Below are 13,638 nucleotides of genomic sequence, written 5' to 3'. Positions count from 1 at the left end.
CTTATTCGTTTGGACGGCCAAATGCCGTCGAATGTTCCGATCCTACCATGCGCGCCATGCGGATCGCCCCCGCCTGCTCGGGGTTCGCGGCCACCTTCTCGCAGTCCTTGTGGAACTCGGCCTGGGCTTTCGGCAACCGGTCGGCCAGGAAGTCCACGAAGCTGCGCACGGCAGGCAGAAGTCCCCGGCGGCTCGGGTACACGAAATGCAGCGTGCCCTGGGCGGTGGTGTACTCGGGCATCACCCATTCCAGGTCGCCGTTCGCGATGAGCGGGCCGCAAAAATCTTCGGGTAGCAATGCCACGCCGCAACATTGCACGGCGGCGGCGATGAGTACGGAGAAATCCCCGCTCACCAGGCGCGGCGTGACTTCCACGGCGGCCTTCTTTCCACTGGCATCGACCAGCTCCCAGACTTGGGCTCCCTCATGCTCGTACATCGACAGCGCCGGTAGCTTGGCCAGTTCGTCGAGCGTCTTCGGGCGCCCGTTCGAGTCGAGGAACTTGGGGCTCGCCACGAGCAGGCTGCGCGCGAAGCCGATGCTACGGAGCACCAGGGTCGCATCGGTGTCGAGCTTCTCGCGCACACGGATGGCGATGTCGTAGCCCTCGCCGATGAGGTCCACCCGGCGGTTCGTGGCAGTGAGGCGTACCTGCACCTTCGGGTGTTCCAGCATGAAGGCCGGCAACATCGGGCCGAGCACATTCTGCGCCAGCGATATGGGACAGCTCACGCGGATGACGCCCCTCGGCTCCGTCCGCAGTTCGTCCACGGCGTCCTGCGCCGCCTGCGCCTCCTCCAGCACCGCCCGGCAGTGCTGGTAGAACCGCTCGCCGATTTCGGTGACCACGAAGCGCCGGGTCGTCCTTTGGAGCAGGCGCACGCCCAGGCGGTCTTCCAGCTGGGCAATGCGTTTGCTGAGGCGCGACTTCGGGATGCCCAGCGCCCGGCCGGCGGCGGAAAAGCCGCCGTGTTCGACCACCGAGGCAAAGAAATACAGATCGTTGAGGTCCTGCAGCGCGCCGTCCATCAGGAAATTCCGTCGTTTCGTCTGCGAAACAATCAGTCTACTCCAAGCCGACTAATCAGGGCATTGTCTGCGGCGTATGGTTTTCCCATCCCGCTTCGGCGGCCATCACTGAGGGAAACGCCATGAAACTCCTGCACATCGACGCCAGCGCCCTGGGCTCCCACTCCGTGTCGCGCGGCCTGACGGCTGCCGTCGTGGCGGAGTTCGAGCGCAACCATCCGGGCATCGAGGTCACCTACCGCGACCTGCACGCCGCGCCGCTGGCCCCGTGGGCCCTGCCGGCGGGTGAGGACGACCCGAATGCTGTCGAAGGCGCCAAGGTCCTGGAGGAATTTCTGGCGGCGGACGTCGTGGTGGTGGGCGCGCCGATGTACAACTTCGGTATCTCCAGCACGCTGAAGGCGTGGATCGACCGCATCGCCGTGGCCGGCAAGACCTTCCGTTACACCTCTTCGGGCCCCGAAGGACTCGCCGGCGGCAAGCGGGTGATCATCGCGTTGTCGCGCGGCGGCATCTACACGCCGGGCACCCCCGCCGCGGCCATGGACTTCCAGGAACCCTACCTGCGCGCCATGTTCAACTTCTTCGGCGTCACCGACCTCGAGTTCATTCGCGCCGAGGGCATGGCGATGGGTGACGACCACAAGAGCAATGGCATCAGCGTTGCGATGGCCGGGATCGGCGGGCTGCTGAGCAAGGCGGCCTGACCCAGGGACGGTGGCTAGTCCGTTCGGGCAGTCAGTGTCGCAGCAAACGCAAAACCGGCTCGCACATGTAGCGAGCCGGTGCGCTTACCGGGAAAGCCTTATCCCGGACTCACGGGGAATTCTGCTTCCCCGGTTTTTCCTTCGGCATGTTCTGGTGTTCCTGCGGATGTCCTTCGCCGGGCACCTTGGGCGTGCCATGCGAGGGCTTGGGGTTGTCTTCCCGATAACCCGGCGTCTGCTGTTTGCCGTCGTTCGTCACGAATCACCTCCGATAACTCAAGGGCGTTGCTCGCATGCGGCGTGGCCGCATTCACAGGCGCCGCCCACGTTCTGGCTCTCCGCCGCCATCCGGCAACTTTCGCTGCAGAATTCGAGGGCCACGGGAATCTGGCAGTTGCAGCCCACGTGGTCGCACGGTTTTGGGGCTTCGTTCATGCTTTCGCTCCACACAGGTACGCACTGAAGCGTGCTCGGCCGCGCGTCTAATTTTCGTTACTGCGCAGCGAAACATCCTGAACGTCCAGCGCCGCCCAGCCATGTGCCGCGACCAACAGGCCGCTCAGGCTGCGTACGTCCTGCAGGTTGTGCTCCGCCACCCGGATCAGGTTGGCGGACGAACCGCCGCGCAGATAGGTGAGCCATGCACGCGGCGCCTCCGATCCCGGCAGGTCGTCCTCACGCACGATGCGCAGCAACCGGCGTTCCGCCGTCTGCATCTTGCAGTTCTCCCATACCTGCCGGTAACGACGCCGCATGGGGTGCAGCAGGTCGACATGCGTCAGGCCTTTCAGCGGGTTCTCCATGCGCGCCAGGCGATACCGCGTGGCCAGCAGGGGTGCGTCGTACGATTTGCCGTTGTAGCTGACGAGCACCGTATCCGCATGGATCCATTCGGCGAACGCGCGAAGCATCGCGGACTCCGCGGCCATGGCGGTGATGTAGAGCTGACGGACGCGCAGCGCGCCCTCGTGCCAATCCGCCGCCCCGATCATGAAGGCCCTTGTTCCCGTGCCGCCAGCGAGACCCGTCGTTTCCGTGTCGAAATGCAGCAGGTGCGCGCGGCGAGCCGTGGTCAGCCTGGCGAAGGTGAGGTCGAGTTCGGCCGGGGGTTCGTTCCAGGCGAAGCGCTGTTCGATGTAGCGAAGACCTGGGGCGATCTCTTCGCCGGGAACCTCGCGGGTATGTGGGCGCGTTGGCGCGAGGGGCTTCGCGATGCGCTCGCGGACGCCCGCCATGCGGCGGAGTGCGGCGAGGTCGCGAGCACCCTTCGCCGCTGAAGCGGCTCCCACAGGTGCGGAATCGCGAGCACCCCTCGCCGCTATAGCGGCTCCTACAGTTGGTTCCTGCGAGGCGCCTGCGCCAGCCTGCTTGCGGAGGGTGGCCAGGCGGGAAGCAAGGCTGCTCATGCGGCAACGGCACCCAGCAGGCGAAGCACGCGCGTCGCGAGCGCACGCGGTGTTTCCTCGCGGCCTTCGTCGGCGGCCAGCACAGGCCCCACGCAACCGGGGCAGCCCGCCTTGCAGGCGCAGCCTTCGACCGTAGCCAGCGCATGGCCCAGCAGTTCCTGCGCACGCTGGAACAGCGGCTCGCTCAGACCCACGCCACCCGGGAAGTTGTCGTAGAGATAAACCGTGGGCAGGAATCGCTCGAGTGCATCGGGCAAGGCCAGTCCGCCGTCGGGCGCGCGTAACTGGCCGCGGCCCGTGGCGTCCACCTGCGCGGACCAGCCACCGTCGCCGGAACCTGCCGCCTTCTGCAGATCGCGCGGCTCGGCCATGACCGCCACCACCGCCGCGGTATGCAGGGCGTACGCGGCACCGAGGAAACCGTCCAGCGCGTGCTGCCGCGAGCGGAAGGCTTCGTCCAGCACCGTCTGCGGCAACTGCCACCACACGGCGGTGGTGTGCAGTTCCTGGTCGGGCAGGTTCACGGGGCCGTAGCCGATGTTCTCGTGCGTGTAGTAGCGAATCTTCTTGTAACCGGACACGCGTCGCACGACGTGCACCTCGCCGTGCCGCGCACTGCCCTTGCCCGAGTTGGTGCCGTCGAAACACTCCAACTCCTTGAGCTTTGAGTAGTCGATGGCATCCGTGTAGTAGTCGACGCGCGTGCGCGTGCAGTACGCCTTGCGACCGTCCCAGTCGAGTTTCTCCACTTGGTACGGCACCGACTGGATCATATGGATGGCGCCTTCGTACAACGTGAGCGCCGCTGCCGAATAGTCGACTTCGGCAATGATGGTCTGCCGGCCTTCGGTACGGTCCACCACCACGAAGTTGCCGTCGGCCACCGAGCGCAGGCTGACCGCGTTCGCCGGGTAGCTGTCGGCGATCCATTCCCAGCGGTCTCCTTCGCGATGGAGCACTTCCGACTCGGCCAGCACCTGCAGGAAGTCGCCCGCGTCGTCCGGGCCGAACCGGTCCCCTGCCAGGAACGGCAGTTCGAAGGCCGCACAGCGGATATGGTCGAGCAGGATCAGCGGCTGGTCGGGCTGGATGCGCGCATGCTCCGGGCTGGCCTCGGTGAGGAAGGCCGGATGCCGCATCAGGTATTGGTCCAGTGGCGCGCTGCTCGCCACGAGCACGCCCAGCGAGGGCTGCTGCCGACGCCCTGCCCGTCCGAACCGTTGCCACGTGGCCGCGATGGAACCGGGATATCCGTTGAGCACCACGGCGTCGAGGCTACCGATGTCCACGCCGAGTTCCAGGGCGGAGGTGGACACGATGCCGTCCACGTCGCCCGCGCGCATGGCGCGCTCCACCTCACGGCGCTCGGTGGGAAGGTAGCCGCCGCGGTAGGCACGGATGCGGGCGGGCTTCCGTGTGTCGTGGTCGAAGACGTCCTTCAGGTACTTCGTGAGCACCTCGACCATCAGGCGCGACTGCGCGAACACGAGGGTCTTCATCTTCGCCTTGATCGCCACGCGGGCGATGAGGCTGGTCTGCGATCGCGCCGATGCGCGCAAGCCCAGGTCTGGATTGATGACGGGCGGATTCCAGAGCAGCACGTGCTTGTCGCCCGTGGGTGCTCCGCTTTGGCTTACCGTGACCACCTCGTCCTCGATCAGCGCCTCGGCGTGCTCGGTGGCGTTGCCGATGGTGGCCGAGCACAACACGAACTGCGGACGCACGCCGTAGAAGGCACAGATCCGCTTCAGCCGGCGCAGCACGTTGGCAAGATGCGATCCGAACACGCCGCGGTAGGTGTGGATCTCGTCGATGACCACGTAGCGCAGGTTCTCGAAGAACTGCGCCCATTTCGTATGGTGCGGCAGTATGGCCTGGTGCAGCATGTCGGGATTGCTGACCACCACGTCGCCGTGCAGCCGGATGGCCTGGCGCGCGTCGCCCGGCGTGTCGCCGTCGAAGGTGAAGGCTTTCACGCCCAGGTCGCCCGCGCGATTGATGTCGAGCAGTTCGGCCACCTGGTCCTGCGCCAGCGCCTTGGTCGGGAACAGGTAAAGCGCCTTGGCGCCCGCCTCAAGCACCGAGGAAATCACCGGCATGGTGTAGCACAGCGTCTTCCCCGAGGCAGTGGGCGTGGCGACGAGCACGTTCTTCCCCGCCCGCGCAGCCTCCCAGGCTTCCTGCTGGTGGCTGTACAGGCGGTCGATGCCGCGCGCGGCCAGCGCCCGGGAAAGACCTGCGGGCATACCCTGGGGCATGGGGGCGTAGATGCCCTCGCGGCCGAACACCGTGAACGCCGAGCAGACGCGGTCGCCGTATTTATCGGTAAGACGGTGCGCCAGGGTCTGGCCATCGTGTCGCGCCGCGACCACGGCGTCGGCTTCGTCGGAGCGAAGGGCTTTGAGGTAGGCGGCCATGGGCGTCACGGGCGGCGGAAGGATGCCCGTTATGCCCGTGCCCGGTCTCAGATGCTGCGACGGCGGTCTAGATCACCGGGCTGTCCGCCCCCGCGCCCGCATCTGCCTCGTCGGCATGGGCCACTCGCCACATGCCGGATTCGTCTTCCACCTTGATCTCCACCGTGTGCCCCTGGTTGCGGATGGCCGCGGTGAGCGCCAGCGCGTGCCGCATCGCCTCGTCGCGGGTCGCAAACTGCCCGACGAGGTCGGCATTTCGCCGCAGGCTCCACTGTCCGCGGGTCGACGCATTGAAAGGTACGTAGAGGATCGTGCGTTGCAAGAAGTCCGCTCCGTCGGGAAGACCCCCTTGGTCTTCGTCGTAACGAAGCTAGGTGCGCGCCTGTCGCGGGCATGTCACGGCGGAGTCGCTGGACCGGTCACGTCAACCGGGACAGGTGCGGCGCGCGTCGTCCAGCCAGTCGGCATGGCGCGTGCCTTTCTCCATCGCGGCATCCACCGCGTCCCGCTCGTTATCGAATTCATCCAGGAGGGTGATCATCACGAAATCCCGGGGACCGGCATGGCCGGCGGGCTCGACGATATAGGCGGCCTTCCACACCCCCGTGGCAATCCTCAGGGTGCGCACTTCCACCGAATACTGCCCAACGGTACGTCGATGCACGATACGGCCCCCTTGTGATGGCGTCGTGGCGACGGCAAATTCTTGCGCCGTCGCCGATGAAATGACAAGTGGTTCAGGCGCTCGGTGCCGTTGCGGTGGTCAGGCCCGACCCGCTGGCCGGAATGGAGAAGTTCTTCGTTTCCCCTTGTTGCACGCTGGCATCCACATCCACCCGGTCGGCGCTGCACGCCCCGTGCGGCATCATGCCCAGCTTGCGCGTGCCGGCGGGCACGTGGAGTACGAGTTGCTCGCCGATCTCCATGTCCGCGACGACCTTGTCGTCCACATAGATGGCGCTCGAGCACCCGGCGCCCCAAAGACCCTGTTCGCGCACGACGTTGAGCGTGGCGTCGCCGCCGTTCGGATCCTGCAGATCGAACACCGTGCTGGAAGGAACGTCATGGATACCAACGTGCCGCTCGTTCTGGGTGGCACAGCCGGCAAGCAGGACGAGACCGGCGATAACTATGTGGCGCATGGGGCACTCCTTGGGTTCAGGGGAGGATTCGTTCAAGACTGTCGAAGACGAGTGAAAAGCCTACGCCATTCGGCCGGTATCCTGCCCAATTCGCCTCGGAGAAGGCTAGACTTCGCCCATGACCGCCAAGCCTCCTCGCCCCCCCGCCCTGGTTTTCGACCGCGCCCACCTGGTCGCGGACACCATTGCCATGGTGCTGGACGACGCCGGTTACGCGGCGCACCCGGCGGTGACCTATCGGGAGGCCAAGCGGGTCTTTCACGATTTGCCGGAATTGTCCTTGATGGTCATCCACGCGGACTCGCCGGGGGAGCGCCGCGGCAGCATGCTGTTGCAGGCGGCCCTGCGCGAACGGCCGACCACGGCCATGGTCGTGGTGTCGAGCCGCCTGCCGGAAGACCTGGAGCCATTCCCGCGCTCGGCGGTGTTCCTGGAGAAACCGTTCGACCGGGCACAACTGCTGGATGCCATCGAGCGCGCCCGGTCTTCGCGGCCGGCCACGCGCGAACCGAGCTAGCGTCCCCAGATCAGAGGCAGGAGATGGCCTCGTCGCGGAAGCGGCCGTCGTACTCGCCGCCCTTGGTCTTCTGCATCTCGTGCATGACGACGAGCGCGCCGGCACCGTTGGCGGTGACATCCAGGCGCTCGTGCTTTCCGTCGTCGTTCGCGGTCACCCGGCCCTCGTCGTCCTTGGCCTCGCCCTTGGCGTCCTTTGCGAGCGCCTGCCACTTCGGCTCCACGCACTGTACATAGGCCGTGACGCTCTTGCCCGTCTTGCTGCTGAGCTTGGGCAGGGTGTCTTTGAGGCCACTGGTGGCGCAACCGGCGAGGAGGGTGCTGGCGGCGATCGCAAGAACGTATTTCATGCTGGATTCCACGGTGAGGTTCCGGGAATTCTAGCGCGACGGCGCGCCCGTGCGATCAGCCGCCGGTGCGCGATGCGACGCTTGCCTCGGCCTTCGCCAGCTGGCCGTTCTCGCACTTCAGGTAATGGGACGAGGAAAGCCAGCGCTTGTCCGGGTAGTACGAAAACACCATCTGCCCGCCCTTCAGGGCGTCGATCAGCTTGTGCGCGACCGCCGTGCGCACGGCAGGGCAACCCCAGCTGCGGCCTATCCGGCCCGCCACTTTCGCCATCGCCTCGTTCACATAGGCCGCGCCGTGGATGACGATGGCACGGGCCATCGCCTGGTCGTTCACACCTGGCTCCAGGCCTTGCATGCGCAGCGAATAGCCGTTCTTGCCGTTATAGGTGTCGGACGTGCGGAACAGCCCAAGGCTGGATGCCAGGCTGTTGGGCGCATTGGAAAACTGCGTCGACTTCGCGTCCCCGCTGTTCTTTCCGTGCGCCACCAGTTCCTGGAACAGCAGCTTGCGGTTCACGGTGTCGAACACCCACAGCCGCGGTTCCGACGACGGCTTCGAATAGTCGATCACCGCCAGTCGATCGGACGGCTGCCCACCCTGCGTCTGCGCACATTCGGAAGCTTTCACCGCCAGGCCGATCACGTGCGGATCCGCCGAAGGCGCCAGGCGCGAGAGCGCGTCGCCGAGCGAATCGGCGGCGAAGGCGGGAAACGGGAGGGAAAACAGGGCGCCGAGTACGGGCGCGGATGCGAGGAGCGTCCGAAGTGGTCGAATCATGCGGCAAGCCGTGTAAGCATCAACCCGCATCCTAACGTGCTGATCATTTATTGACCACAGGATCGTCACATCGGCGCCATTCAGATAAATGAAAGTCGCAAAGATTCGCCCATAATAAATAAGGAATTGATAGGCAATGACTATGGGAAAGAGGTCACGCAGCATCGCCGCGCTTGCATGGATGGCAGCCCTGCCCCTCGCCTTACCTGCCCAGGAACTCCCACCGGCGGCCTCGGCTGCCGTTCCACCCCCCATCGTTGCCCAGGAACCGGCGCCCGCGGCGAGCGCTGTGACGCCCCCGCCGTCCGACGATCCCGTCGCCCAGGCCATCTTCTCTCGGCTCCAGCAGATGACTCCGCTGGACGGGGGCCCCTTGCCCCGCGCCGACGCCGCGCTCGGCAAGGCCCTGGGCGATTTCTATGCGCAGCGCCATTACGCCGCGGCATGGTCGGACGCGGACAACGTCCGCCAGCTTCTGGACGGCATCGCCTCTGTCGAGGGCGATGGACTGCTGCCGGAGGACTATCGCCTGTCGGAACTGCGCACGATGGCCGAGGCACTGAAGGACCCCGGCCTCTCTCCAGCAGCGCGCGCCGAATTCGAGGTGACCGCCACGAGCGCCTACATCTCCGCGCTTGTCCAGCTCGCGCGGGGCAAGGTGGATCCGAACCGCCTCGATCCCATCTGGAACTTCGACCCCGCCGCGATCGATCCCCAGCAAGGCATGTCCATGCTGCAAACATCCATCGAGGAACGCAGCGTCGACCAGGCCTTCGCGATGGCGCGGCCGCAGAATCCGCTTTACGCGCAGCTTCGCGCCGCCCTTGCGCAACTGCGCACCACCGCCGCGAACGGCGGATGGCCCGTGGTGCCCGAAGGTCCCACCCTGAAGCCCGGAATGAACGATCCACGCGTGGAGGCCCTGCGCGCCCGGCTCGTGGCCGGCGGCTATCTGGATCCCACGCTCGCCCACGGCGATCGCTACGACAACCCGCTCAAGGATGCGGTGAGCCGCTTCCAGGCCGACCAATACCTCGATGCCGACGGCAGCGTCGGTGCCGAAACACTGGCCGCGCTCAACGTGCCCGTCGAGGCACGCATCGGGCAGGTGCGGGCCAATCTCGAAAGGGCACGCTGGCTGCTGCACTCGCTGCAAGGCACCTTCGTCGTCGTCGACGTCGCGGGCTACAAGATCACCTTCTATCGCGATGGCCAGCCGGTCTGGAAATCCCGTGTGCAGGTCGGCAAGCCATACCGCAGCACGCCCATCTTCCGTTCGCAGATCACCTACGTCACGTTCAACCCGACCTGGACGGTTCCGCCCACCATTCTGAAGAACGACGTCCTGCCGAAGATCAGGAAAAACCCTTCCTACCTGGCGAACAACCGCATCCGCGTGCTCGATCGCAGCGGCAATGTCATCCGCCCGTCGAGCGTCGACTGGTCGCGCCCGGGCGGCATCACCCTCCGCCAGGACGCCGGCCCCGGCAATTCGCTGGGCCAGGTGGTCATCCGCTTCCCGAACGCGTATGCCGTGTACCTGCACGACACGCCGCACCAGGAACTCTTCGAGAAAGCCCGGCGCGACACCAGCTCCGGCTGCATCCGCGTGGAGCATCCGCTGGAACTGGTCGAGTTGCTCTTCAACGATCCCCAGAAATGGAACCGGCAGGCGATCGACGAACGCATCGCCACGAAGAACACGCAGAACGTGACGCTACCCACCGCGATTCCCGTGCTGCTGGCTTACTGGACGGTCGACATCGGTGCGGACGGCAAGCTCGCCTACAAGCCGGACGTGTACCAGCGCGACGGCTCACTCATCGCCGCCCTGGACAAGCCGCAGCCACTGCGCGCGCCCTGAAAGATTCGCCTCGGCCGTCGGCTGGCCGGGCCCCACGCACTCGTCAGACTCCTCCGGCTTCGCCCTCCGCGGCCGCAGGGCATAACTCCTGGACAACCCAGGAGAGCTCACATGATCAGTTCCGTTCCACGTCCCGTTCATTCCGGTGCGGTGTCGAGCCGACGCATCGCCACCCTCCCGGCGAGTCCGCGTTTCGGCAAGACCGGGCGCTCGCCGTACCGCGATCCGAGACTCAAACCCGCGCGGCGCTCACTCATCACGCGTCAGGAAAACAAGCGCATCAGCGAGGTGATGAAACGCCTGTGCGCCACGCTTTGGAACGCGCTGAAACCCGCAGCCAAGGGGAACCTCCGGCAGCGTGAGAAGGACATCGCCGACGCCCTGAACCGCATCCGCTTGCACAACCTCGACATCGACAAGCCAAAAGCCAACGTTGTCAGCCAATACAAGCCGTTCAGAGCTCGCACATGACTGTGCTTCCATCTATAAAAAGTGGAACCGTAATCTGCCCGTACGCCACGAAGCGGGCGAACGAGTCGGCAACCCTCCCGGCATCCACCGCCTCACCCTCACTGGCATCCCACGGTACCGAGCTCGTGAAGATGTCTTCGTGGAGCAAAGCCGTCTCGGAGGCTGTTCAACGTGCCGAGGCGCGCGATAGCAGTGCCTCCATAAACGAACTCCGTGCGCTGGCCGACCGCGCCTATCGACGCGTGTTCGAGGGCAATTGGCGCGACGGATGGGAGAAACTTGCGGCGGAAATACCAGACAACACCGACCCTGAACGTGTGGCCTTCTCGAGGAAGGTCACGGTTTTCATGGATCGACGGACGACGCTATCCGATCCCCAAAGGATCAATCTCGAAAATCCCTTCCTGGGGCTCGACATGCATGCTCTGTCGGCCATCAAGTATGACGAAAGCGGCGCGTTCACTACCAACGAGCGCCGCGCGGCAGCCCTGGAGAGAAGCCGTCAATACCGCGAATGGTCCATACAGACACATATCAACAGCAAGGCCGAGCGTCAGCAGACAGGTTCGCGCATGCAAACGAATGCCGAAACCCTCGCTTATTACGAAAGCTGCCCGCCCGTCGAGCGGGCCCAGTTTCCAGACGGCTACCTGGATCTGCTCCGAAGCCGCTCATTGCCATCGGCGCACACCGACTGCTCAACTGATGACACACCTCCGATGATGCTTTCGCTTTTGATGCGATGGATGTTGATCGCAAACAAGCATTAACGACATTGGAGATGGTTATGCGATACATCAAACGAACGGTCCTACTGCTCTGCGCTCTTAGCTCTTCTACGGCACTTGCTGAATCCGAGGTTTGGATCGAAGTAGTCAACCTTTCAAAGGAAACGATAAGACTGACTCCAATATCCAAGAATGACCGGACACTGAAATCAAGAGCGGCGAAAGCCATTCGGCAAAAGCGTCGGGCGGAGCCCGCTGCAGCAGCCGACTCGTCTCAACGGATACAGCGAGCCACGACTGGAGCGTCCAATTCACCTTCCATTGACTGCTTAGGGGCTGGGGGAGCGCAGCCGCGCTTCCCCACATGTATATCAATCCGCCCGGGCCAAAGCATGATTCAGCCACTTCGTGCGGCTTTCATTTCCTCGTCGTGACGGATGAAAGTTATCTTGCCATTCGGTTCCAACCGGGCGATCAATACCGAACCCTCGTGCTCCATGCCCGCCGCGTGCAAGGCGCGGTTGAAGGCTGCCTCCGGCAGCGCCTGGCGGCGTAGTTCTTCCGTATCGCGCTTCCCATTGCGCACGAGTATGGCGGGCAGCCCCTCCACCAGCCGGTTGAAGCGCGGCGAGCGCACGCAGATCCATGCCAGCACTTTGTTCGTGAGCAGGATGCTGGCCACGCCGATGAAAGCGCCGAGGTAAGTGTGGTCGTCACCGATGATGGCCGTGCGCAAGGTGCCGCCCGCAAGAACCAGCACCAGCAGGTCGAACGCCGACATTTCGCCGAAGCTCCGCTTGCCGGACATCCGCATCAGTATCAGGAGTCCAAGATAGGTAAGCACGCCGCGCACCGCGAAGTGCCACCACGGTTCCGACAGTTCAAACCATTCGTTCATCGCCACACTCCCCGTCTTCGCTCGTGCTTCACGGACGCCGAAACACGCTGTGCATGTTGTGGTCGCTTCGGCGCATGCGCGAAGTGAACGACCCTTGCACCCTTGGAGAATCGACATGGCGAACAACGGCAAGGACCAGAGCTTTTTCACCCGCATGGCGATGGCGGTCGCCAAGGCGTCCGGCAAGCCCGCCACCTTCGCGATAGCCGTGCTAATCGTCGTGATCTGGGGGGCGAGCGGCCCCCTGTTCGGCTTCGGCGATACCTGGCAGCTCGTGATCAACACGGGTACCACCATCGTGACCTTCCTCATGGTGTTCCTCATCCAGAACACCCAGAACCGCGACACCGAGGCCATCCAGATCAAGCTGGATGAACTCATCTACGCCTTGGAGGGCGCCAACTCGGCCCTGCTGGACCTGGAGGAACTGGACGAGAAGACGCTCGACGCCATCCGTGCCACCTACCTCAAGCGGGCGCTGCAGGCACGCAAGGACCTGGGTTGCGAAGACGAGCCCGAGCGGGAGGCCGACGCAGGCCGGCCCGCCGGCTGATGGCCGCTTGGTCGTGGCCGTATACTGCGCGGATGAACCTGCCCCAGGAAGCGACCGCAACCTCCCTCCACGACCAGGTGCGCGACGAGGGTTTTGCCTTCGTGCACGCCCCCGACATGCGTGCGCTGGTAGAACACCTCGCCCCACTGACGGACTGGGAAGCCTTCGCGGCCAGCTGGAACGCCCTGGAACCCGACACCTACCTTGCCGCGACCGGCCGCTTCCGCCGCCGCCGCCACGCGACCTTCGCCGCGTCGCCATTCGGCCACGTCGAGCCGCGCCCGCATCAGGCGCACTACCAGACGCTCGCCTACAATACGCTGCAGGGCGACATCGAACGCTGGTTCGAGCCGATCCTTCCGGAGATCGCGTCCGGGAGCACCATGGGCGCCATCCTCGACTTCTGTCGCGACTTCTTCGGCGGCCTTTCGCCCTCCGTTCCCCACTGGCACGTGGAAGTGCACCAGTTCCGCATCGAGGCCACGGCCGGTGCCGCCGGCGAACCGACGCCCGAGGGCAGCCATCGCGACGGGGTGGACTACGTGCTCGTGCTGCTAGTCGACCGCGAGAACATCGCCAGCGGTACCACCACGATCCATGCGCCGGATGGCCGGGAACTCGGCGAGTTCACCCTGGCGCGACCTTTCGACGCCGCGCTCATCCATGATCCGCGGGTTTTCCACGGCGTGACGCCGGTAACGCCGTTGGATCCTGCGAAGGCGTCCCATCGCGACGTGCTGGTCGTCACCTTCCGCGCCGAGGCTGGCTGACAGCAAAA

16 protein-coding genes and 1 pseudogene are annotated in these 13,638 nt (G+C 65.0%); 7 read left to right on the top strand and 10 right to left on the bottom strand.

The annotated features are described in order from the left end of the window. Window position 1: 1 nt before the first annotated feature. Complete coding sequence (locus ACPYOD_RS02230) at window positions 2-1,030, bottom strand: LysR substrate-binding domain-containing protein (protein WP_481300095.1); 1,029 nt, start codon at window positions 1,028-1,030, stop codon at window positions 2-4. Between the two features lie 122 nt (window positions 1,031-1,152). Here ACPYOD_RS02230 and ACPYOD_RS02225 point away from each other — a divergent pair, with 122 nt between their 5' ends. Continuing rightward, window positions 1,153-1,737: an FMN-dependent NADH-azoreductase gene (locus ACPYOD_RS02225; RefSeq protein WP_481300094.1), complete on the top strand. Its 585-nt coding sequence runs from the start codon at window positions 1,153-1,155 to the stop codon at window positions 1,735-1,737. Window positions 1,738-1,846: 109 nt separating this feature from the next. Here the strand turns inward: ACPYOD_RS02225 and ACPYOD_RS02220 are convergent, their stop codons facing one another. The 6 genes and pseudogenes from ACPYOD_RS02220 to ACPYOD_RS02195 form a co-directional block, all read right to left on the bottom strand. Next, the gene (locus ACPYOD_RS02220) at window positions 1,847-1,996 is read right to left on the bottom strand and encodes a hypothetical protein (protein WP_481300093.1); all 150 of its coding nucleotides are present in this window, start codon (window positions 1,994-1,996) and stop codon (window positions 1,847-1,849) included. Between the two features lie 223 nt (window positions 1,997-2,219). Next, a pseudogene (locus ACPYOD_RS02215) lies at window positions 2,220-3,044 on the bottom strand (ribonuclease H-like domain-containing protein); the annotation flags it as partial. 95 nt (window positions 3,045-3,139) lie between these two features. Beyond that, complete coding sequence (locus tag ACPYOD_RS02210) at window positions 3,140-5,560, bottom strand: DEAD/DEAH box helicase (protein ID WP_481300092.1); 2,421 nt, start codon at window positions 5,558-5,560, stop codon at window positions 3,140-3,142. A gap of 67 nt (window positions 5,561-5,627) precedes the next feature. Then, window positions 5,628-5,882 (bottom strand): hypothetical protein, encoded by a 255-nt coding sequence (locus ACPYOD_RS02205; protein ID WP_481300091.1) that lies wholly within the window; start codon window positions 5,880-5,882, stop codon window positions 5,628-5,630. Between the two features lie 102 nt (window positions 5,883-5,984). Beyond that, window positions 5,985-6,224: a hypothetical protein gene (locus ACPYOD_RS02200; RefSeq protein ID WP_481300090.1), complete on the bottom strand. Its 240-nt coding sequence runs from the start codon at window positions 6,222-6,224 to the stop codon at window positions 5,985-5,987. A 73-nt stretch (window positions 6,225-6,297) separates the two neighbouring features. Next, window positions 6,298-6,702, bottom strand: a complete 405-nt coding sequence (locus tag ACPYOD_RS02195) for a hypothetical protein (RefSeq protein WP_481300089.1) — start codon at window positions 6,700-6,702, stop codon at window positions 6,298-6,300. A gap of 118 nt (window positions 6,703-6,820) precedes the next feature. Between ACPYOD_RS02195 and ACPYOD_RS02190 the strand changes: the two genes are divergently transcribed. Beyond that, a complete protein-coding gene (locus tag ACPYOD_RS02190; RefSeq protein WP_481300088.1) occupies window positions 6,821-7,219 on the top strand; it encodes a response regulator in 399 nt (132 codons plus the stop codon). A gap of 10 nt (window positions 7,220-7,229) precedes the next feature. On the opposite strand, the gene ACPYOD_RS02185 is transcribed toward ACPYOD_RS02190, so the two are convergent. Then, window positions 7,230-7,568 (bottom strand): hypothetical protein, encoded by a 339-nt coding sequence (locus ACPYOD_RS02185; RefSeq protein ID WP_481300087.1) that lies wholly within the window; start codon window positions 7,566-7,568, stop codon window positions 7,230-7,232. A 55-nt stretch (window positions 7,569-7,623) separates the two neighbouring features. After that, window positions 7,624-8,346 carry a murein L,D-transpeptidase catalytic domain family protein gene (locus ACPYOD_RS02180; RefSeq protein ID WP_481300086.1) on the bottom strand — a complete coding sequence of 241 codons (723 nt, stop codon included), beginning with the start codon at window positions 8,344-8,346 and terminating at the stop codon, window positions 7,624-7,626. A gap of 136 nt (window positions 8,347-8,482) precedes the next feature. Here ACPYOD_RS02180 and ACPYOD_RS02175 point away from each other — a divergent pair, with 136 nt between their 5' ends. From ACPYOD_RS02175 to ACPYOD_RS02165, 3 genes are all read left to right on the top strand, one after another. Continuing rightward, window positions 8,483-10,210, top strand: coding sequence for a L,D-transpeptidase family protein (locus tag ACPYOD_RS02175; RefSeq protein WP_481300085.1), 1,728 nt, complete (start codon window positions 8,483-8,485; stop codon window positions 10,208-10,210). Between the two features lie 111 nt (window positions 10,211-10,321). Then, window positions 10,322-10,681 carry a hypothetical protein gene (locus ACPYOD_RS02170; RefSeq protein WP_481300084.1) on the top strand — a complete coding sequence of 120 codons (360 nt, stop codon included), beginning with the start codon at window positions 10,322-10,324 and terminating at the stop codon, window positions 10,679-10,681. 125 nt (window positions 10,682-10,806) lie between these two features. Next, a complete protein-coding gene (locus ACPYOD_RS02165) occupies window positions 10,807-11,451 on the top strand; it encodes a hypothetical protein (RefSeq protein ID WP_481300083.1) in 645 nt (214 codons plus the stop codon). 355 nt (window positions 11,452-11,806) lie between these two features. On the opposite strand, the gene ACPYOD_RS02160 is transcribed toward ACPYOD_RS02165, so the two are convergent. Then, on the bottom strand, window positions 11,807-12,307 hold the full coding sequence (locus ACPYOD_RS02160) for a DUF421 domain-containing protein (protein ID WP_481300082.1): 501 nt from the start codon (window positions 12,305-12,307) through the stop codon (window positions 11,807-11,809). A gap of 115 nt (window positions 12,308-12,422) precedes the next feature. On the opposite strand from ACPYOD_RS02160, the gene ACPYOD_RS02155 reads away from it, so the two are divergent. Continuing rightward, entirely contained in the window at window positions 12,423-12,860 is a 438-nt protein-coding gene (locus tag ACPYOD_RS02155; protein WP_481300081.1) for a low affinity iron permease family protein, read from the top strand. 32 nt (window positions 12,861-12,892) lie between these two features. Then, on the top strand, window positions 12,893-13,630 hold the full coding sequence (locus tag ACPYOD_RS02150; RefSeq protein WP_481300080.1) for a 2OG-Fe dioxygenase family protein: 738 nt from the start codon (window positions 12,893-12,895) through the stop codon (window positions 13,628-13,630). The last annotated feature ends 8 nt before the right edge of the window (window positions 13,631-13,638 follow it).

The sequence above is a fragment of the Luteibacter sp. HAY1-4A genome (assembly GCF_056755355.1).
The sequence above is the reverse complement of the archived record's forward strand: the minus strand, read 5'-3'. Positions and strand labels throughout refer to the sequence as shown.